Here is a 20,287-nt window from a genome sequence, read left to right as displayed (position 1 = left end):
AGCCCGCGGCATCTCCGGGACGCGCATCCCGTCGAACAAGCCTGACCGCAAGCCTCGCACCGCTCGCGCGGCCAACGATGGGATTTCACATGCGCGTCTTTGCCTTCCTCGCTGCGCTCTCGTTCGGCGCGACCTCCGCTCTCGCCGCTGAAGAACCGAGCGGCTGCGACAAGTTCAAATGGCCGATCGAGCGCGAGCGCGCCGCGCTCACCGCGCCGGACCGCACAACGCTCGCATCGGGAAGCGAGCAGGCGAGCTTGCCCTCCGCGGCCATCACGCTGGGACTGGTTGCCCCAAGCGAGGCAAAACTGCCGACGCCGCCGGAGCGCGCGCCCAAGGACGGCAGCTTCGCCGGCTTCACCAGCGTCAAGTCCGCCACGGCCGGGCTCTACACGATCAGCCTGTCCGCCGGCGCCTGGATCGACGTGGTCCAGGATGGGCATGTTCTCAAGCCCGTGGCCTTCAGCGGTGCCACCGGTTGCGGCGGCATCCGCAAGTCCGTGAAATACGAGCTTTCGGCGCAGCCTTTCGTCCTTCAGCTCAGCGGCGCCAAGGAGAATTCGGTCGGGATCGCGATCCTGCCGGCGCAATAGGCCCGCCCGGCCGGACAAGCGGCCACCCTTTGACCTCGGGCGCCAGCCTGCTATCTTCGCAATTGCGATATCCCTGCCGGCCGTAAGCCGCAGCCGGGCCCCGTGGAGCAGCGCTTCCACCCGTCGCGACCTGACCCACCAACGCCAGACCTGTGCGTGCATCTTGCGCGCGCGGACTCGCACGGAGCGCTCCCCATGTTACGCATTTGTCGACTTTTCACCGCCCTCGTGATCCTCGCAAGCGCGAGCCTTTCGCCGGCCGCCGCCGAGGACAAGACCATCACCGTGTTCGCCGCGGCGTCCATGAAGAACGCGCTCGACGAGATCGATGCCGCCTACACCGCCAGGACCGGCGTCAAATTCTCGGTCAGCTATGCCGCGAGCTCGGTGCTGGCGCGGCAGATCGAGCAGGGTGCGCCGGCCGACGTGTTCGTCTCCGCCGACACCGACTGGATGGACTACGCGATCGCCAGGAAGACCATCAACGAGCCTTCCAGAGTCAATCTGCTCGGCAACAGCATCGTGCTGATCGCGCCAAAGGATTCCAAGATCGACAACGTCACCATCACGCAAGGTTTCGACCTCGCCAAGCTTGCCGGCGACGGCAGGATCGCAACCGGCGACGTCAAGTCCGTACCCGTCGGCAAATACGCCAAGGCGGCGCTGGAGAAGCTCGGGGCATGGCACGCCGCCGAGCCGAAATTCGCGATGGCCGAGAGCGTGCGCGCCGCGCTGACGCTGGTGGCGCGCGGCGAGGCCAACCTCGGCATCGTCTATGCCACCGACGCCAAGGTCGAGCCCGGCGTCAAGATCGTCGGCACCTTCCCGGCGGAGTCGCATCCCGCGATCATCTATCCGGTCGCCGCGACCACGACGGCGAAGGACGGGACCAGCGACTATCTCGCCTTCCTGCGCTCCTCCGCCGCCAAGACCATTCTGGAAAAATACGGCTTCAAGTTCCTGGTCAGCCCGACAATCTGATATTCACCACTTGATGTCAGACATCTCTCCCGCCGAATGGACCGCGATCCTGCTCTCGCTCAGGGTCGCGATCATCGCAACGCTGGTGGCGACGCCGTTCGGCATTGCGCTGGCGTGGCTGCTTGCCCGCAAGGACTTTTGGGGCAAGTCGATGCTCGACGCATTCGTGCATCTGCCGCTGGTGCTGCCGCCTGTCGTCACCGGTTATCTCCTGCTCCTCACCTTCGGCCGCAAGGGACTCGTCGGCGGCTTCCTGGCCGACACTTTCGGCATCGTCTTCGCCTTCCGCTGGACCGGAGCGGCGCTTGCCTGCGGCCTGATGTCGTTCCCGCTGCTGGTGCGCCCGATGCGGCTGTCGATCGAGGCGATCGACCGCCGGCTCGAGCAGGCCGCCGAGACGCTCGGAGCCGCGCCATGGAAAGTGTTCTTTACGGTGACGCTGCCGCTGGCGCTGCCGGGCGTGCTCGCCGGCATGGTGCTGGGCTTTGCCAAGGCGATCGGCGAGTTCGGCGCCACCATCACCTTCGTCTCCAACATTCCCGGCGAGACCCAGACGATTTCCTCGGCGATCTATTCGCTGATCCAGACGCCGGACGGTGACGCCGCGGCCGGCCGGCTCGTGATCGTCTCGATCGTGCTGGCGCTGGGCGCACTGATCGCCGCCGAATGGTTCGCTCGCCGCGCTACGCAGCGCCTGCACGGGAATTGACCATGCTGCGCGTCGACGTCGAGAAGCAACTCGGTGAATTCTCGCTTCAAGCATCCTTCACCGGCGAGGGCCGCGTCATCGGCCTGTTCGGCGCCTCGGGGGCCGGCAAGACGTCGCTGGTCAACATGATCGCGGGGCTGCTGCGGCCGGACCGCGGCACCATCGTGCTCGACGGCGAAACCGTCGACGACACCGCGGCCGGCATCCATGTCCCGGCCTGGCGCCGCCGCATCGGCTATGTATTCCAGGACGCACGGCTATTCCCGCATCTCAACGTCGCGCAGAATCTCGACTATGGACGGCAGATGAACCGCCTGGCGCCGGATCCGGCGCAGCACAAGCGCGTCATCGACCTGCTCGATATCGGTAACCTGCAGGGCCGCCGTCCCGGGAAGCTCTCCGGCGGCGAGCGCCAGCGCGTCGCGCTCGGACGCGCGCTGCTGGCAAAACCGCGCCTGCTGCTGCTCGACGAACCGCTCGGCGCGCTCGACGAGGGCCGCAAGCTCGAGATCCTGCCCTATCTGGTGCGGCTGCGCGACGAGGCGAACGTGCCGATGGTCTATGTCAGCCACGACGCCGCCGAGCTGCGCCAGCTCGCGACGCAGATCGTGATGCTGAAACAGGGGCGGGTGACGAGTTTTGGCGGAGTGAAGGTGCTGATGTGAGGGCGTAGCCCGGATGGAGCGCAGCGCAATCCGGGACTCTTCCGTACCGATACAGCGGCCCCGGATTACGCTGCGCTCCATCCGGGCTACGAACTGTCATTCGAAAAGCGAAGGTCGAGCCCCGCTAAACCCCCGCCACCGAGGTCCACACATCCGCGAGCTTCCTTCGCAGCGCCTGCGCCCGCGTCAGCGGCGGTGGCGTCTCGTCTTCTTCCGGCAGGCGCAGGCCGACGACATTGACGCGGCCGCCGGAGATGCTGCGCGCGACCAGCACGATCTCGTCGAGCGGGAGCTCGGCGCCCTCTTTCGGGGCGCGGTCGAGATGGACGTCGAAATAATCGGCCAGCGTCAGCTTGCTCTCGTCCTCGCCGACCTTGACGCCGTAGATCCCGGCGAGCTCGGCCAGCGTGTGCTCACCGGAGACCATGAAGTCGCCGAGCAGATGCGGATCGGGCGCCGAGCTCGGCTGCATGTCGACGAAGAAGCGGTCGAGCGATTCGGCCTTTTCCGGCGGCGCCAGCAGGTAGATGTAGTCGCCGGGCGCGATGGGGTCGGCCTCTAGCGGCGTCAGAATGTTCTCGTTGCGGATCACCAGCGTCGGCTTCGACCAGGATGGGATCAGGCCGCGGCGGAAATACAGGCTCTTGGGCCGCACCGGATAGCCGACCAGCTGTTGCTCGAGCTGGCCGGGCAGATCCAGCTCGACACGGCGCGGACCGCGCTCGGCGCGCGGCAGCGCCACGTGCAGCTTGCGCGCGGCGGGGGCCAGCGTCCAGCCTTGCAAGAGCAGCGAGATGATGACGACGACGAAGGCGACGTCGAAATAGAGATAGGCCTTGGACAGGCCGACCAGCATCGGGATCGAGGCCAGGAAGATCGCGACGGCGCCGCGCAGGCCGGTCCAGGCGATGAATATCTTTTCGCGCCAGTTGAAGCGGAACGGCGCCAGGCACACGAACACGGCGATCGGCCGCGCCACCAGCATCAGCACGAAGGCGACCCCGACCGCCGGCAGCACGCTGGCCCCTAACCGGCTCGGCGAGACCAGCAGGCCGAGCAGCACGAACATCACGATCTGCGCCAGCCAGGTTGCGGCATCGAGAAAAGCCACCACCGAATTGTGCGCGCGGGTCGGCCGGTTGCCGATGATGATGCCGGCCAGATAGACGGCGAGGAAGCCGGAGGCGTGCATGATCTGCGAGCCGCCGAAGATCACGAGCGCCGCGGTCGTCACGAACGGCGCGTGCAGACCCTGCGGCAGCGCGACCTTGTTGAGCGCGATGACGACGAGCCGTCCGCCGAAGACGCCGACGACGGCGCCCAGCACCGCCTCCTGGATGAACTCCATCGCCACATGGCTTGCGGAGCTCGATCCCAGCGAGATGTATTCGACCAGCATCAAAGTGAGGAAGATCGCGAAAGGATCGTTGGTGCCGGATTCGGCCTCCAGCGTCGCGCCGACGCGCGGGCGCAGGCGCAGGCCCTGGGTGTGCACCAGCAGGAAGACGGCGGCGGCGTCGGTCGAGGCGACCACCGCGCCGACCAGCAGCGACTCCGTCCAATTGAGGTCGAGCGCGTATTTGGCGAACGGCGCCGTGATCAGCGCGGTCAAGAGCACGCCGACGGTCGCGAGCACAACGGACGGCGCGAGCACGGTGCGGATGCTGGCAAAGCGCGTTCGCAGGCCACCGTCGAACAGGATCAGGGCCAGCGCCACCGAACCGACCAGATAGGTGGTGCGGACGTCGTCGAACTGGAGCCCGCCGGGGCCGGAATCGCCCGCGAGCATGCCGATCACAAGGAAGACGAGCAGCAAGGGCGCTCCGAAGCGCAGCGCAAGCAGGCTCGACAGGATACCGGCCATCACGAGGACGGAGCCGAGCAATATGGCGATGCTGACGGAGTCGAGAGAGGCCATGCGGTGCTGCGGGTTACTCCGGAATGGACGCAATAAAGGGCTAGGCAGGCACCGGCAGTGCGCCCCCTCGCCCCGCTTGCGGGGAGAGGGTTGGGGTGAGGGGGGCTCTCCGCGGGGGCGGCGACAGATGGACTCGCGGAGAGTCCCCCTCACCCGGATCGCATCTGACGATGCGATCCGGCCTCTCCCCGCAAGCGGGGAGAGGCGAAGAGCGCGCTTGCCGGTACCCTATTCGTCCAACAATCATTCTGCTTCAGCATCTCTATCGTCGCCGCAGCGGCACGCCAACCCATTTCTCCCGCTCGCGGCAATCTGCCCGCATTTTACGGCCTTAACGCACTTCACTTCACGGTGTATCGATGGCCCGGCCGCGCTCTTTGTGGGATTCTGCGGCTCCCTCGAATCAATTCCTCCCCGCTTGCCGACGAGACCGATGGACATGGACCTCAAGGACTTCATGGAGTTCGTGCAGACCACCGCGCGCAGCGTCGGGGCGGAAATCTCCTCGCCCTGGTTCTACCTGCAATTCGGCCTCATCCTGGCCGCGGCCGGCATCGCCTATGCCGCGGAGACCGGCGTGCGCAATCGGGTCGACATGACCGCGCTGACGATGCGCTGGCCGCTGCCGCTCCGGCACTTCGCCCGGGTGATGGTCTCCAGCACCTCGACGGCGGTATTCACTTTGCTCGTGATCATCTCGCGCGTGGTGATGTATCACGCGACCTGGCCGAGCCGCTCCTATCTGCTGATGGTCGCCGCCAAGCTGGGCTTCGCCTGGCTCGTGATCCGGCTGGTGACCTCGGTGCTGCGCAATGCCTTCATCGTCCGCCTGGTGTCGATCACGGCGTGGCTTCTCGCCGCGCTCTCGATCCTCGGCCAGCTCGATACGACGGTCGACCTGCTCGATTCCTACGCGATCGTGCTCGGAGGCCTCAGGCTGACCCCGCTGCTGGTCCTCAAGGCCGGCGCGCTCCTGCTGATCGCGCTGTGGCTCACCAACATCGCGAGCAATTTCGCCGAGAGCCGGATCAACGCAACCACCGATCTGACGCCGTCGGTGCAGGTGCTGCTGGTCAAGATCATCCGCATCGGGCTTCTTGCCGTCGCAATCGTCATTGCGCTCGGCGCGGTCGGCATCGACCTGTCGGCGCTTGCGGTGTTCTCCGGCGCGGTCGGCGTCGGCATCGGTATCGGCCTGCAGAAGATCGTGGCCAACTTCATCTCGGGCATCATCCTGCTCGCCGACAAATCGGTGAAGCCCGGCGACCTCGTCACCATCGGCGACAATACCGGCCGCATCAGCGCGATGAAGACGCGTTACATTTCCGTCGCCGCCGGCGACGGCCGCGAGTTCCTGGTGCCGAACGAGGATCTGGTGACGCAGAAGGTCGTCAACTGGACCTATACCGACAAGAACACGCTGGTGAAGATCGCCTTCGGCACCAATTACGACGCCGACCCCCGCCTGGTCACCAAGCTCGCCGCCGAGACCGCCGCGGCCCATCCGCGCGCGACCAAGGGCAAGCCGCCGAACTCCATCCTGACCGAGTTCGCGGAAGCCGGGATGAAGTTCTCGCTGACCTTCTGGATCGCGGACCCCGACGGCATGGACAACGTCAAGAGCGACGTGATGCTGGCACTGTGGGACGCCTTCAAGCGCGAGGGCATCCGGGTTCCCTACCCCGTCCGCGAAATTCGCATCCGCGGCGGCGCGCTGCCGGTGGAAACCACCGTAGAAGTCCCGAATTAGGCCCGCTTTTGGGCGCAACAGGCGGCAAGATCCTTGTTTTGACGCGTTTTCTTCACACGAACCGGTAGCCACGTCGCTCGAAAACGCTCCGCCTTGGCTTGCGCGAAGGCCCGCAATCATTAAATTGGGGCCTGAAATCAAGACTTTCCGCCGATATCGAGCCCACCTCAGAAGATTGCGCCCGCATGAGCTACGTCGAAGCCTCCGATACCTCCCTGCGCAAGACCGGACAGATCAAGCTGCATGGGCCGAGCGCCTTTGCCGGCATGCGCAAGGCGGGCGCGCTGGTGGCCAAGTGCCTCGACGAGCTCACCGACATCGTCGGGCCCGGCGTGCCGACCGAGCGCATCGACGAATTCGTCCGCGACTTCGCCTTCAGCAACAATGCCTATCCGGCGACGCTGATGTATCGCGGCTATCGCTACTCGACCTGCACCTCGCTCAACCACGTGGTCTGTCACGGCATGCCCGGTGACCGTCCACTGAAGGAAGGCGACATCGTCAACATCGACGTCACCTTCATCGTCGACGGCTGGTATGGCGATTCCAGCCGGATGTATGCGGTCGGCCCGATCGCCCGCAAGGCCGAGCGGCTGATCGAGGTGACCTATGAAGCGATGATGCGCGGCATCGCCGCGGTGAAGCCCGGCGCCACCACCGGCGACATCGGTCACGCCATCCAGAGCTTCGTCGAGCCGCAGGGCATGAGCGTGGTGCGCGATTTCTGCGGCCACGGTCTGGGCCGCATGTTCCACGACGAGCCGAACATCATCCATATCGGCCGGCCCGGCGAAGGCGTGCAGCTCAAGCCCGGCATGTTCTTCACCATCGAGCCGATGATCAATCTCGGCAAGCCGCACGTGAAGATTCTCTCCGACGGCTGGACTGCCGTCACCCGCGACCGATCGCTGTCGGCACAGTTCGAGCACTCCGTCGGCGTCACCGCTGATGGCGTCGAGATTTTTACGCTGTCGGAGCGGCACGGCGAGAAGCAGATCGGGTGATCCTTCAGGGTCACCCTTAGGCATCAACCGAACTCGCCGACGCAATTGACGGTTGCAAAAACAGAGGTCCCCGGCGATGCTGGCGGCCGATGCCCGCCAAGCCGGACCACGACAAGAGCAAACCTGAGGACGCGCCGCATTATCACGGCCATCGCGAGCGGCTGCGCGAGCGCTTCTACAATGCCGGCGCGGATGCGCTGAGTGATTACGAGCTCCTGGAGATGGCGCTGTTTCCGGCGCTGCCGCGGCGCGACACCAAGCCGCTCGCGAAGACGCTGATCAAGACCTTCGGCTCGTTCGCCGAGGTCGTGCACGCGCCGGTGGCGCGCTTGCGCGAGGTTGACGGCATCGGCGAGGCCGCGATCAACCAGCTCAAGCTGATCGCGGCCGCCGCGAGCCGCGTGACCAAGGGCGAGGTCAACCTCCGCAACGCGCTGTCGTCCTGGAACGAGGTGATCGATTATTGCCGCTCCAGCATGGCCTTTGCCGACAAGGAGCAGTTTCGCCTGTTGTTCCTCGACAAGCGCAACCAGCTCATCGCCGACGAGGTGCAGCAGACCGGCACCGTTGATCACACCCCGGTGTATCCGCGCGAGGTGATCAAGCGCGCGCTGGAATTATCGGCGACAGCCTTGATCCTCGTGCACAATCATCCCTCCGGCGATCCCTCGCCCTCGCAGGCGGATATCCAGATGACGAAGGCGATCATCGACATCGCAAAACCGCTCGGGATTGCCGTGCACGATCACATCATCGTCGGCAAGAGCGGGCATGCGAGCCTGCGCGGGATGCGGTTGATTTAGGGCGAGATACCGTCCGTCGCGATGCGCGTTGCGGCCGCTCGCCAAGAACGCGATGATCGCTCAGTAGCAATACCTGTGATCGACCCGGACGTAGTAGCCGTCCGGCCTCTGCATGTAGCAGCCGCGCTGATAGGCGTAGTAGCCGGAGCGGCGGCGCTCGCCTTCGGAGGCGATCGCGGCGCCCGTGCCGGCGCCGACGACGGCACCGATGGCAGCACCGCGGCCTCCGCCGAGCGCGCCACCGAGGATCGCCCCGCCGACGCCGCCGATGATCGCACCGCCGATGGCATCCTGGGCGGCGGCCTCATGCACCGGCACCGCCATCGCAACCGTCAGACACACCGCCATTCCAACAGCTCGAAGCATCCCGAATCCTCCCGGTTGATGCCGCCAGTCATAGCGCTCGGGACGGCGCCGGACCAGACCAATTGTCGCAGCCAGCGCGGGGCCTCAGGCCAAAGGACCCTTGCCCAGGGCAAACGAGAGCACGATCGCGTCCGGTGCCTGCTTGAATTCCCTGGTCACCGTCTCGCGCACGAGGCCGGCGAGGTCGCCCAACGGCTTGGTCTGATAAAGGCCCGGAAACATGACCGTCACCGATGCGAGGCGGCCATTGCGCCAGTTGAAACCGACCTGCGGCCTGACGCCGGTCGATTGCTCGAGATCGCCCTTCACGGCCCGCGCGCGCTGCATTCCGTCTTTCAGCGCGCCAAAGGCATCGCAGCCGGACAGGGCAAAGGCGAGGACAATGATGACGACGGCTCTGAACATCGAAGGGCCCGAACAGAGTTCATGCTCTACGCTGGATTGCAGCGACCGTATCATGCACCATGTCATGCAGGCCACAGAAAAGACGTGGCGGCCGCCGAGCCGGCTGCGCACTTGCCTCCAGGCCGAAGGTTACGGTTCGACCCAGCGTTGCACGGCCTCGACGGTATCGGCGGGCGTGGTGTTGAAGCAGATCGCAGCGTCAGGCGCGAGGCGGTGGACGAGGTTGAGCACCTTCTCGAACAGCACGAGGCGCTCCTTCGGCTCGCGCAGGCCGGCGCCGATCACGATGCAGTCGAAAGTCTCGTCGCGGAGCGCCGCCGTGACGCTGGCTTCCGCGGTGGCGTCGAGATCGATCAGGCAGCTCGTGACCTCGAAGCCGAGATCGCGCAGGCGCAACAGCTGCGCCTCGATGTAGGTTCGCACGAGCTCCGGCGTGAGCTGCGGGAATGCGCTGTAGTCGGCACTGCCGGGTTCGATGCCGATCGCGAGGACGCGCTTGGCCATGCCGGATCTCCCAACGAAATCACCTCTTCCGTCAACGAGATGCCCGGTCTGCAGGTTCCGCTTTCGCGTGGCGCCATTCGCGGCAACGGATGTCGGGCCGCCTATTGACGCAGCATGATCAGGGGATCGGCGGTATCGGGGACGCGCCGCCATTGCGCGTTGTCGTCGGCCTCGAACTGCCAGACGTTGCCCGATTTCGACATCAGGATGATCTGGCCGCGCTCGAGCCGCCATTGCGTCGGGTTGAACTGCGCGATGGCCGCGTCGCATTTCGGCTTGAGGAAGACCTGGAAATTGTCCTGGCCGGCTTCGGTGTTGGTCAGCGTCAGCCCGCAGACCAGCTGGCCGTTGCCGCGCACCATCGACCAGTCGCCGATCATCTGGTCCATCGACTTGGCCATCGAGCGGGCCGCGGCGAGATCCTGCAGGATGTAGACGCCCTCGCCCTGCCGCAGGCCCTCGAAGATGCCGGCCTCGACCTCGGTGAAGTCGATCACGGCTTCACCGCTCGCATCCTGCAGACGGACGATGTCGAGGCCCCTGACGCTCCAGGCGACGATGTCCTTGGTGAAGGGCAGCGCTGCCTTGCAGGCCGGCTCCAGCTCGAGCTTGAAGCCCTGCCCCGCGGCATCGCCCTTCATCGTGACGACGCAGGTCTTGCTGCGCTCGGTGGTCGATAGCTCCCACTGCCCGAGCATCTCCTTCTTCAGGCTCGTTGCATCCTGCGCAGGCGCAGTGCCGATCGCGGCCACGTGGGCCGCGACGGCGAATGCAACGACCCGAAGAATTTTCATCAGCGCCCCTTGAACGGCGTTTCGGCAACCGGCGTCAGCGGCGCCTTGCCCGAGAACCATGACTTGAGGTTGTCGACCACGAGCTGGTCCATCGCGTTGCGCGTCACCACCGAGGCCGAGCCGATATGCGGCAGCAGCACGACGTTCTGCATGGTCTTGAGCTCGTCCGGCACAGTCGGCTCCGCCGCGAACACGTCAAGGCCGGCGGCCAGGATGGTGCCCGACTTGAGGGCCTGCACAAGCGCCGGCTCGTCGACCACCGAGCCGCGTGCGACGTTGACCAGCACGCCGCGCGGGCCGAGCGCCTTGAGCACCTCGGCATTGATCATCTTGTTGGTCGAGGCGCCGCCGGGCACGATCACCATCAGCGTGTCCACCGCCTTCGCCATCTCGATCAGATCAGGGTAGTGCTTGTAGGAGACGTCCTTGGACGGGTTTCGCGAGTGGTAGACCACCGGCACCAGCGAGGCATCGAGCCGGCGCGCGATGGCCTGCCCGATCCGGCCCATGCCGACGATGCCGACCTTGCGGTCGCGCAGCGAGCCGACGCTGAGCGGATAGTTCTGCGTCTGCCAGAGCCCGGAGCGCACATAGCGGTCGGCCTTGATGAATTCGCGCAAGGTGGAGATCAGCAGGCCCATCGCGACGTCGGCGACCTCCTCGGTCAGCACGTCGGGCGTGTTGGTGACGATGATGCCGTGCTCGGCGGCATATTTGGCATCGACGTGGTCGTAGCCGACGCCGAAGCTTGCCACCATCTCGATCTTGGGCAGCTGCGACAGCGAACCCTTGTCGGCACGGACGGTGTGATAGGTCACGGCGACGCCGCGGATTTTCTCGCGGATCGCCGGCGTCAGCCGCTCGAGGTCGCCGTGCGTCTCGGCCTTGTGCACGACGAAATGGTCGGAAAACCCGTTCTCGAGGATCGGCCGCATCGGCCCATAGATCAGAAGGTCGATCTTTTCGGACGAAATCGAACCGGCAGCCATCAGTTTTCCTTTCCAAGCGCGCTCTCATGCCAGCGCCGTAAAACGAGGTGCGAAACTAGCGCCAGCGCCCCATAGATGACAATCCCGGCAAGCGACAACAAAAGCAGCGCTGCGAACATGCGGGGTATGTTCAATCGATAGCCTGATTCCGCGATCCTGTAGGCAAGCCCGGAGCCGGCGCCCGCTGTTCCGGCCGCGATCTCGGCCACGACCGCGCCGATCAGCGACAGGCCGCCTGCGATGCGCAGGCCGCCGAGGATGTAGGGCAGCGCCGCGGGCAGCTTGAGAAAGCGCAGCGTCTGCGGCTTTGAGGCGCCATAGAGCTGGAACAGGCCGGCAAGATTGCGATCGACCGAATTCAGCCCGAGCGTGGTGTTGGACAGCACCGGGAAGAAGGCGACAATGAAAGCGCAGACGACGACTGCGGTTTGCTGCTCCAGGTAGATCAGGAGCAGCGGCGCAATCGCGATCACCGGGGTGACCTGGAGGACGATCGCATAGGGAAATAGCGAGTATTCCACCCATTTCGACTGGTTGAACAACAGCGCCAGCGCGATGCCGCCGATGCTGGCCGCGGCAAAACCTTCGAGCGTGGTCAGCAGCGTGGTGGCGAGCGATTGTGACAGCACCGCCCAGTCCTTGATGAGCGTCAGGACGATGACGGAGGGCGCCGGCAGCACGTAAGGCGGGATGTCCTTGATGCGGACCATGAGTTCCCAGGCGAGGATGCCGGCCGCGAACACGATGACGGGAAGCCCAAGGCGCATCGCGCGTTGCGCGCCTCGCGGTTTTGCGGTGACGGGGGCCTGCGCGTTCATAACGTCGACTGCCCCGAATAGGATGGCGCCAGCGCAGCCGAGACCTTCCGGCAATAATCGGAATAGGCCGCGGAGGTGCGAAACGCCTCGCCGCGCGGCTCGACCGTCTCGATGCGGATATCGGCCTGGATGCGGCCGGGCCGCGCCGTCATCACCACCACGCGCTGCGACAGATAGACGGATTCGAACACCGAATGGGTGACGAAGATGACGGTCTTGCCGAGGCTGCGCCACAGCGCGAGCAGATCATTGTTGAGGCGGAAGCGCGTGATCTCGTCGAGCGCGGCGAACGGCTCGTCCATCAGCAGGATATCCGGATCGGTGACCAGCGCGCGCGCCAGCGACACCCGCATCTTCATGCCGCCGGAGAGCTCGCGCGGAAAGGCATCGGCGAAATCGGCGAGCCCGACGCTGGCCAGCGCCGCGTCGGCACGCCCGCGCGCCTCGGCCTTCGGCACGCTCGCGAGCCTCAGCGGCAGCCGCACATTCTCGCGCACGCTGGTCCAGGGCATCAGGGTCGGCTCCTGAAACACGAAGCCGATGCCGTGGCCCGGCAGCACCTCGCCTTCGTGACGCGCCACCCGCACGATGCCTGACGACGGCGCGCTGAGCTCCGCGATCAACCGCAGCACCGTCGACTTGCCGCAGCCGGACGGACCCAGCAGCGAGATGAACTCGCCCTTGCGGACAGTGAGGTCGAACGGGCCGAGCGCCATGACGCCATTGTCATAGGTCTTCGTCACGCCGCGCAGGCTGACGGCGAGATGCGTCAGGCCGGCGTCGGCCGCGGACGAGGTTTTGCCTGATGACATCGAGCTTGCGCTACGGCTTGCTCGGGCGCAGCTCGACGCCGACGCCCTTGTTGACGAAGCGCAGCGTGTAGGATTTGCGGAAGTCGAGTTCGGGCTTCACGACCCCGGCCTTGACCATCTTGTTGAAGAAGGAGGTGTAGCGCTCGTCGCTCATCGCGCCGATGCCGTTCTTCAGGCTGTCGCCGGAATCGACGATGCCATGCTCCTTCATCTTGGCGACGGAATAAGCGAGCAGGTCGTCGGTCATCTCCGGATTGAGCTTCTTGATCATGGCATTGCCGGCGGAATTGTCGCGGTAGATGTAATTGTACCAGCCGATCATGGAGGCATCGACGAAACGCTGCACCAAATCGGGCTTCTTCTCGACGACGTCGCGGCGCGTCTCGATCAGGGTCGAATAGGTGTTGAAGCCGTAATCGGCGAGCAGCAGCACGTTCGGCTTGAAGCCGGCGGCCTTCTCGACCGCGAAGGGCTCGGAGGTGACATAGCCCTGCATCGCGCTCTTGGGATTGGCGATGAAGGGTTGCGGATTGAAATTATAGGGCCGCACGTTCTTCTCGTTGAAGCCGTATTCGGACTTCAGCCACTGGAAATAGCTGGTCATGCCCTCCTTGGAGACGAACAGCGTCAGCGGCTTGAGGTCCTCGATCTTGCTGACCTTGGCATCCGGCTGCGTCAGCATCACCTGCGGATCTTTCTGGAAGATCGCGGCGATGGTCACGACGGGCACGTTGTTGGCGACCGCGTCGAACGACATCAGCGTGTTCGCGGCCATGAAGAAATCGATCTTGCCGGCGATCAGCAGCATCCGGTTGTTCTCGTTGGGACCGCCGGGAACGATGGTGACGTCTAGCCCGTATTTCTTGTAGGTGCCGTCGGCGACCGCCTGGAAGAAGCCGCCATGCTCGGCCTCGGCGACCCAGTTGGTGCCGAAGGTGACCTTGTCCAGCGTCTCGGCATGCGCCTCGGCGCTGCAGACGAAAGCAGCCATCAAGCCCGCAATGAACGCTCGGCGCAGATGAAAGGGGGTCATAATGGCACTCCGTCGATCGCTTCCAGCATAATCGCGTCTAGCTCGTGGCAGGCCAACGCGATAAAACCGCATGACGTCAGGGGACGCGAGCCGGCCGGGCCCGCATCCCCTGATACCCCAAATTACGTGACAAATTCGGGCAATGAAACCTCCAAAGAAAACTCAATGATGCCATCCCGCGACTGGACCGAAATCCGCTGGGCCGAGACAACCCCTGCGGAATCGTCGCGCTGGATCGCGGTGCTGCCGCTGGCGGCGACCGAGCAGCACGGCCCGCATTTGCCGTTCGAGACCGACGTGCTGATCGCGGACGCCTATCTCGCGCGCGTGCGCGAGCTTCTGCCCGACAACGTTCCGGCCAGTTTTCTTCCCGTCGAACCGGTCGGAATTTCCACCGAGCATATCGACTATCCCGGCACGCAAACGCTGCCGACTGAAACCGCGCTGAAGCGATGGACCGGGATCGGCGAGGACGTCGCGCGTCGCGGCGTGAAGAAGCTCGTCATCATCACCAGCCATGGTGGCAACAGCGCGGCCATGATGCTGATCGCGCAGGATCTACGCGCGCATCAAAAACTGTTCGTGGTGACGACGTCCTGGTCGCGGCTGTCAGGCGCCGACACATTGTTCCCTGCCGACGAAGTGCGCCACGGCATTCATGGCGGCGCGGTCGAAACCTCGATCATGCTGGCGCGCTTTCCCGATCAGGTGCGCAAGGAGGCGATCGCGGATTTTCCGGCGAGCAGCATCGCGCTGGAGCAGCAATATCGCTGGCTGTCGACGCAGCGGCCGGCGCCCTTCGCCTGGCAGGCGCAGGATCTCAACGCCAGCGGCGCCGTCGGCAATGCGACATTGGCCGTTGCCGCGAAGGGCGAGCAGCTGATCGATCAGGGCGCCCGTGCTTTTTGCGAGCTCCTCAGCGAGGTCGATAACTTCGACGTGAACAGGCTCGCCAAAGGGCCGCTCGGCTAGCCGACATCCTATTGGAATCATTTAAAAAAACTCATTTCTCCGGGAGCGGATTTGCCGCATTCGAACCGGACACGGGGAGCCTCCGTCAAACTGGGCACGCGGGCCACAACGGACCGCCTCAACCCCGGATGGAGTTTCACATGTCGATCAAGACCAAGATTGCCGCTCTCGCTCTCGCGACCCTCGCCGTCACCGGCAGCATCGTGTCCACCACCTCCTCTGCCGAAGCCAAGCAGCCCGGTTGGGTCTGGGGTGTCGGTGCCGGCATCGCGACCGCCGCCGTCGTCGGCTCCGCGATCGCCGCCAATAACGACCCCTATTACTACGGCTATCACCGCTGCGGCTGGGTCGCCCAGTACAACGCTTTCGGCCAGTACGTCGGCCGCGTTCGTAGCTGCTACTGATCTGAGTACCTGAGGCCGATCTTACGTGGATCCTGCGTCCGACACGGGCGCCTCATCCACCCCGTGTCGTGCCCCCGACCCGCCCGGTTGTCCCCCCGGGCGGGTCATTCTTTTTTTGCCGGGAGTTTGTTGCCGTCCCGTCACACAGCGGTGCGAACCATCGCGTGCGGCAATCTTCATCAGTTGCTATTGCGAATTAATCGCAATAAGGTTCGCGCAAGTTCAGGAACTTGGGACGAAATCGCGTCGAATCGAGATCATCTCGATGACGCGAGCAACCAAGACTGATGACAGGACCGCTGCGAATCGGCAGGGATGTCGCGGCGGATGGATTCCATTCGCGTTTGGGGGCGTGCGTTTTGACGTTGAGAGGTCACCGTTACAGGTATTTGCGGACGGCCGCGGCGATTGCCTCGGGCGTGCTTTCTTTTCCCGCCGTGGGCCGTGCGGCCGATCTGCCGCTGAAGGCGCCGGCGCTGAGAGCTGTCTATGACTGGACCGGCCTCTATATCGGCGCGCATGCCGGCTACGGCCGCGGCTCATCGCACTTTGCGCTGAATGACGGCACAGGGATCAACGACAGCGGCGTCTTCAGCGGTATGATCGGCGGCGTGCAGGCCGGCTACAATTACCGGCTCAATTCCGGCTGGCTGGTCGGCGTCGAAGGCGATTTCACGTTTCCCAACTACATCACGTCGAATTCGATCGTCTCCTTCCTGGCGACGCCCGGCAATACCGTCACCCAGCAATGGGACTACGCCGCCAGCCTGCGCGGCCGCGTCGGCTATACCAGCGGTCCGTGGCTCGTCTACGCCACCGGCGGCTTTGCCTGGATGGGCGAGCGCTATTTCGACGCGCCGGCCTCCGGCGCCGAAGTCCCGAAAATCCTGAACACGCGGCCGGGCTGGATCGCCGGTGCCGGCGTCGAATACGGCTTCGCGCCGCATTGGAGCGCACGGCTCGAATATCTCTACAGCCGCTTCGACGGCGCCAATGTCGCCTTCTCCACGGGGGCCCAATACAGCTCCTCGTCGCTGGACTTCCAGCAGGTCAGGCTCGGCCTTAACCGCAAGGTCGATTGGCCGGGCATGCCCAGCTACAATCCGAAGAGCTCGCTGATCGACACCGAATCGGATCGCTGGGAGATTCACGGCCAGAGCACCTATCTGCCGCAAGGCTATCCCTCGTTCCCCGCGCTCTACACCGGGCCGAACTCGCTCACGCCGTCGCGGCAAGCCAAGGCGACCTGGAGCAACAGCCTGTTCCTGAACGCACGGCTGTGGGACGGCGGCGAGGTCTATTACAATCCCGAGCTACTCCAGGGATTTGGACTGAGCGACACCGTCGGCGCGGCCGGCTTCCCGAACGGCGAAGCGCAGAAGTCGAACTTCCCCTATCCGCATTACAACACCTCGCGCCTGTTCGTGCGACAGACCTTCGGCTTCGGCGGCGAGCAGGAAGAGCTCGCCAGCGGCCAGTTGCAGCTCGGGCAGAAGGTCGACGTGTCCCGCCTCACCGTGCAGGCCGGCAAGTTCGCGGTGGTCGACGTGTTCGACGGCAATGCCTACGCCAAGGACACGCGCAAAGATTTCATGAACTGGTCCCTGTGGGCGCCTGGCGCCTTCGACTATTCCGCCGACAAGGTCGGCCTCACCTACGGCGTCACCGCCGAGTTCAATCAGAAGCAATGGGCGCTGCGCGGCGGCTATTTCCTGATGGTCGCGGAGCCCAATGCAAATCATTTCGATACCAGGGCCGGAGAGCGCGGCCAGTACGTGATCGAGATCGAGACGCGTTTCTCGCTGTTCGGGCAGCCCGGCAAGCTCAGGACCATGGGCTGGCTCGACAGTGCCAATATGGGCAGCTTCCGCGAGACGCTGAATAATCCCGCGCTCAACCTCGACATCGCGCAGACCCGGCGCGGCCGCATCAAGGTCGGCTATGTCGTCAACCTCGAGCAGGCGATCACCGAGGATGTCGGACTGTTCAGCCGCTGGAGTTGGAACGACGGCAAGAGCGAAACGCTCGCCTTCACCGACATCAACCGCAGCCTGTCGGCTGGTCTTTCGATCAAGGGCACGAAATGGGGCCGGCCTGACGACGTGATCGGCGTCGGCGGCGCGATCAACGCGATTTCGCAGGACTACCGCGACTTCCTCGCCGCCGGCGGCCTCGGCGTGTTGATCGGCGACGGCGCGCTCAACTACCGCAAGGAGCGCATTCTCGAAACCTATTACGCCTATGCGCTGAACAAGAATCTGACGCTCACCGCCGACTACCAACTCATCGTCAACCCCGCCTACAATGCCGACCGCGGACCGGTGTCGGTGTTTTCGGGGAGGCTGCACGGCGAGTTCTGAGCGGCGGCGCGAGTGCGACGAAATCAGGTGGTGGCCGTTTCACCTCTCCCGCTTGCGGGAGAGGGAGCTGACCTCCGTTATGGCAACTAGCCCTGATCCCACCACGCAGTCTAAGCCGCCCGGATCGCATCGAGGAATTTTCCGACCTCGACCTTGAGGCGCGTGCTCTCGCCGGACAGGGATCGCGCAGAGGTGAGCACGTTGGCGGAGGCTGATCCGGTCTGGCTCGCGCCGCGCTGCACGTCGACGATGCTGGCGGAAACCTGCTGGGTGCCGCGCGCGGCCTGCTGCACGTTGCGGGAAATCTCCCGTGTCGCTGCGCCCTGCTCCTCGACCGCCGCGGCGATTGCGGACGCAATCTCGGACATGCGGGAGATGGTGTCACTGATCGACCTGATGGCGCCGACGGAGTCCTCCGTCGCGGTCTGGATTCCCGTGATCTGCTGGCTGATCTCGCCGGTGGCCTTGGCGGTCTGCTCGGCCAGCGCCTTGACCTCGGAGGCGACCACCGCAAAGCCGCGCCCGGCCTCGCCGGCGCGCGCCGCCTCGATGGTGGCGTTGAGAGCCAGAAGATTGGTCTGGCCCGCGATCTGGCTGATGAGCTCGACGACGTCGCCGATCCGCCCCGCGGCCTTGGCGAGCTCGCCGACATAATCGTTGGTCCGCCCCGCCTGCTGCACCGCCTCGCCGGCGATGCGCGCGGAATCCTGCACCTGCCGGCTGATCTCGTCGACCGACGAGGCCATCTCCTCGGCCGCCGCGGCAACGGTCTGCACGTTGGTGGAGGCCTGTTCGGAAGCGGCCGCGACGGTCGCGGTGACCTTTTCCGATTGATCGGCCGTGCTCGTCAGCGTTCCCGCGGACACTTCCAGCTCCGAGGAAGCCGACGACACCGTGTTGATCACGTCGCCGATCATGGCTTCGAAATCGCGCGCGATCTGGTCCATGCGCTGGCTGCGCCGCAGCTTCGCGTCGGCCTCGACCGCGGCCGCCTCGTCGGCGGCCTTCTTGGCGAGCAGTGAATCCTTGAAATGCTGCAGCGAACCCGCTACCTGGCCGATCTCGTCATTGCGGCCCGTCGCGGGGATCTCGACCTCGTGCTGTCCGGCAGCGAGCGTCCCGATCACGTCCGCGAGCCGGCTGAGCGGCGTCACCACGCGTCTGCGCAGCATCATGGTCACGGCACCGAGCGTCCCCAGCAGCGCCAGCACGGCGACACCGCCGAGCGCGAGCATCGCCAGCGCGCCATCGCGCGACGCCGAGGCACGCTCGGAAGCTTCGGCCAAGGCGGCATCGCGCACGCCGTAGAACATCTGGATGGCCGGCACGATGACCTTCGCCAGTTCGTCGGCGTTGCTGCTGTACTTGCCGTCACTCCGGGCGGCGGGAATCTCCTTGTCGACGGCAGCCGCAGCTTTTCCAAAATACGATTCCGTTGCCGCCTTCAGCGCGGTCGCGATGCGGGAGGGATTTCCGAGTTGGTCGATGCCTGCCTCGATGCGCTCGCGGTCGGCCTCCACGCGGCCTTGCATGCGATCCATCAGCGACAATTCGCTCGCCGTGAGCGGGCGGCTCGCCGACAGCGCCGGGGACAGCGTGGCGGCTCGGCTGCCGGCCGCAACACGCAGATCCTGGGCCGTCCGTGCCAGGCTCAACAGCGCCGCGAGCGAGGAATCGGCGTTGATGACTTTCGCCTCGAGCCGGTTCATGACCGGTTCGATGTTGCCGATGACGTCGGCAACACCGGGGAGGAAGCCCTTTGTCGCGGCACTGTCGCGCGCCGCCAGGGGAACGCCCATCGCGCGATCGGCAGCGTTGGTGACCTCCTTCAGCCGCCGCGCGGCACGGTCGAGATTCTCCGCAATCGCGCCGCCGTCATCCAGCACCATGACGGCGCGTCTTGCGGCCTCGAAGCCCGCCTCGGCGGCTTTCGCAGCCTTCGTGGCAGCTTCGAGCTGTGCCGGTGTTGCGGCGCCTTCCTGGAAGATCGGACCGATATAGGGAGCGCGAAGGCTGGCGACATGCTGGCTGGCCATCAGCGTCGCACCAAAGGCATCGACGGTCTTGATCGCGTCGGAGCGGTTCGTGAAGATGCGCGTCTGGGGTATCAGCACCTCGGCGCCGAGGATGACTGCAAACACCGTCACCGTCAGCATCGACAGCGCGAAAAGCTTCCCGATCCGCATCCTGGGTCCCCCGAATACATTTCTGCAATGTCGAAAACCTAGCCGGGCGGCCACTAAGAGCCCGTTAAGCAACGGCAGCCCCGTAGTTCCACGGGAACTCGCCAAAGCATGTCGAGGCCCGCGGCCGCGCGGTTCCCTCGGGGCGTCAAACGCGGCAAAATTGCCGGCATTTCTTCGCCGCATACCTATATCAAGCCGTGTGCCGACCTATTCGGCCACAC

At 65.1% G+C, this 20,287-nt stretch carries 20 protein-coding genes; 10 read left to right on the top strand and 10 right to left on the bottom strand.

What is annotated here, in order from left to right; genetic code table 11:
* Positions 1–89 precede the first annotated feature (89 nt).
* The 4 genes from GGD62_RS16595 to modC all read left to right on the top strand — a co-directional run bounded on the left by GGD62_RS16595 (position 90) and on the right by modC (position 2,948).
* Complete coding sequence (locus GGD62_RS16595) at positions 90–593, top strand: hypothetical protein (protein ID WP_183709072.1); 504 nt, start codon at positions 90–92, stop codon at positions 591–593.
* A gap of 195 nt (positions 594–788) precedes the next feature.
* The gene (modA, locus tag GGD62_RS16590; protein WP_183236752.1) at positions 789–1,574 is read left to right on the top strand and encodes a molybdate ABC transporter substrate-binding protein; all 786 of its coding nucleotides are present in this window, start codon (positions 789–791) and stop codon (positions 1,572–1,574) included.
* Between the two features lie 13 nt (positions 1,575–1,587).
* Complete coding sequence (gene modB / locus GGD62_RS16585) at positions 1,588–2,283, top strand: molybdate ABC transporter permease subunit (protein WP_018316404.1); 696 nt, start codon at positions 1,588–1,590, stop codon at positions 2,281–2,283.
* Between the two features lie 2 nt (positions 2,284–2,285).
* Entirely contained in the window at positions 2,286–2,948 is a 663-nt protein-coding gene (gene modC, locus GGD62_RS16580; RefSeq protein ID WP_183236753.1) for a molybdenum ABC transporter ATP-binding protein, read from the top strand.
* Between the two features lie 124 nt (positions 2,949–3,072).
* Here modC and GGD62_RS16575 read toward each other — a convergent pair whose 3' ends face one another.
* Positions 3,073–4,866 carry a potassium/proton antiporter gene (locus GGD62_RS16575; RefSeq protein ID WP_183709071.1) on the bottom strand — a complete coding sequence of 598 codons (1,794 nt, stop codon included), beginning with the start codon at positions 4,864–4,866 and terminating at the stop codon, positions 3,073–3,075.
* A 433-nt stretch (positions 4,867–5,299) separates the two neighbouring features.
* Between GGD62_RS16575 and GGD62_RS16570 the strand changes: the two genes are divergently transcribed.
* The 3 genes from GGD62_RS16570 to radC all read left to right on the top strand — a co-directional run bounded on the left by GGD62_RS16570 (position 5,300) and on the right by radC (position 8,423).
* On the top strand, positions 5,300–6,616 hold the full coding sequence (locus tag GGD62_RS16570; protein ID WP_183709070.1) for a mechanosensitive ion channel family protein: 1,317 nt from the start codon (positions 5,300–5,302) through the stop codon (positions 6,614–6,616).
* Between the two features lie 185 nt (positions 6,617–6,801).
* Complete coding sequence (gene map / locus GGD62_RS16565) at positions 6,802–7,620, top strand: type I methionyl aminopeptidase (protein ID WP_018316408.1); 819 nt, start codon at positions 6,802–6,804, stop codon at positions 7,618–7,620.
* Between the two features lie 89 nt (positions 7,621–7,709).
* Positions 7,710–8,423, top strand: coding sequence for a RadC family protein (gene radC / locus GGD62_RS16560; RefSeq protein WP_183709069.1), 714 nt, complete (start codon positions 7,710–7,712; stop codon positions 8,421–8,423).
* A 60-nt stretch (positions 8,424–8,483) separates the two neighbouring features.
* Here the strand turns inward: radC and GGD62_RS16555 are convergent, their stop codons facing one another.
* The 8 genes from GGD62_RS16555 to GGD62_RS16520 form a co-directional block, all read right to left on the bottom strand.
* Positions 8,484–8,789, bottom strand: coding sequence for a hypothetical protein (locus tag GGD62_RS16555; RefSeq protein ID WP_026201668.1), 306 nt, complete (start codon positions 8,787–8,789; stop codon positions 8,484–8,486).
* Positions 8,790–8,873: 84 nt separating this feature from the next.
* Positions 8,874–9,305 (bottom strand): hypothetical protein, encoded by a 432-nt coding sequence (locus tag GGD62_RS16550; RefSeq protein WP_246800139.1) that lies wholly within the window; start codon positions 9,303–9,305, stop codon positions 8,874–8,876.
* Between the two features lie 18 nt (positions 9,306–9,323).
* Positions 9,324–9,698, bottom strand: coding sequence for a hypothetical protein (locus tag GGD62_RS16545; protein WP_092261244.1), 375 nt, complete (start codon positions 9,696–9,698; stop codon positions 9,324–9,326).
* A 101-nt stretch (positions 9,699–9,799) separates the two neighbouring features.
* Positions 9,800–10,492 carry an AprI/Inh family metalloprotease inhibitor gene (locus tag GGD62_RS16540; RefSeq protein WP_183709068.1) on the bottom strand — a complete coding sequence of 231 codons (693 nt, stop codon included), beginning with the start codon at positions 10,490–10,492 and terminating at the stop codon, positions 9,800–9,802.
* Positions 10,492–11,481 (bottom strand): 2-hydroxyacid dehydrogenase, encoded by a 990-nt coding sequence (locus GGD62_RS16535; RefSeq protein ID WP_183709067.1) that lies wholly within the window; start codon positions 11,479–11,481, stop codon positions 10,492–10,494. Before GGD62_RS16535 ends, GGD62_RS16540 begins: the two co-directional genes overlap by 1 nt.
* Entirely contained in the window at positions 11,481–12,299 is an 819-nt protein-coding gene (locus GGD62_RS16530) for an ABC transporter permease (protein ID WP_183709066.1), read from the bottom strand. Before GGD62_RS16530 ends, GGD62_RS16535 begins: the two co-directional genes overlap by 1 nt.
* Complete coding sequence (locus tag GGD62_RS16525) at positions 12,296–13,111, bottom strand: ABC transporter ATP-binding protein (protein ID WP_183709065.1); 816 nt, start codon at positions 13,109–13,111, stop codon at positions 12,296–12,298. The genes GGD62_RS16530 and GGD62_RS16525 overlap by 4 nt, the downstream gene beginning before the upstream one ends.
* Before the next feature lie 10 nt (positions 13,112–13,121).
* Positions 13,122–14,144 carry an ABC transporter substrate-binding protein gene (locus GGD62_RS16520; protein ID WP_179732052.1) on the bottom strand — a complete coding sequence of 341 codons (1,023 nt, stop codon included), beginning with the start codon at positions 14,142–14,144 and terminating at the stop codon, positions 13,122–13,124.
* Positions 14,145–14,309: 165 nt separating this feature from the next.
* On the opposite strand from GGD62_RS16520, the gene GGD62_RS16515 reads away from it, so the two are divergent.
* From GGD62_RS16515 to GGD62_RS16505, 3 genes are all read left to right on the top strand, one after another.
* Positions 14,310–15,116: a creatininase family protein gene (locus tag GGD62_RS16515; protein ID WP_183709064.1), complete on the top strand. Its 807-nt coding sequence runs from the start codon at positions 14,310–14,312 to the stop codon at positions 15,114–15,116.
* Between the two features lie 140 nt (positions 15,117–15,256).
* A complete protein-coding gene (locus GGD62_RS16510; protein WP_028143817.1) occupies positions 15,257–15,520 on the top strand; it encodes a hypothetical protein in 264 nt (87 codons plus the stop codon).
* 389 nt (positions 15,521–15,909) lie between these two features.
* Entirely contained in the window at positions 15,910–17,880 is a 1,971-nt protein-coding gene (locus GGD62_RS16505) for a carbohydrate porin (RefSeq protein WP_183709063.1), read from the top strand.
* A gap of 110 nt (positions 17,881–17,990) precedes the next feature.
* Here GGD62_RS16505 and GGD62_RS16500 read toward each other — a convergent pair whose 3' ends face one another.
* A complete protein-coding gene (locus tag GGD62_RS16500) occupies positions 17,991–20,066 on the bottom strand; it encodes a methyl-accepting chemotaxis protein (RefSeq protein ID WP_018316422.1) in 2,076 nt (691 codons plus the stop codon).
* Between the last annotated feature and the right edge of the window lie 221 nt (positions 20,067–20,287).

Source organism: Bradyrhizobium sp. ERR14 (genome assembly GCF_014198235.1).
In the GTDB taxonomy this organism is placed as follows: domain Bacteria; phylum Pseudomonadota; class Alphaproteobacteria; order Rhizobiales; family Xanthobacteraceae; genus Bradyrhizobium.
The sequence above is the reverse complement of the archived record's forward strand: the minus strand, read 5'-3'. Positions and strand labels throughout refer to the sequence as shown.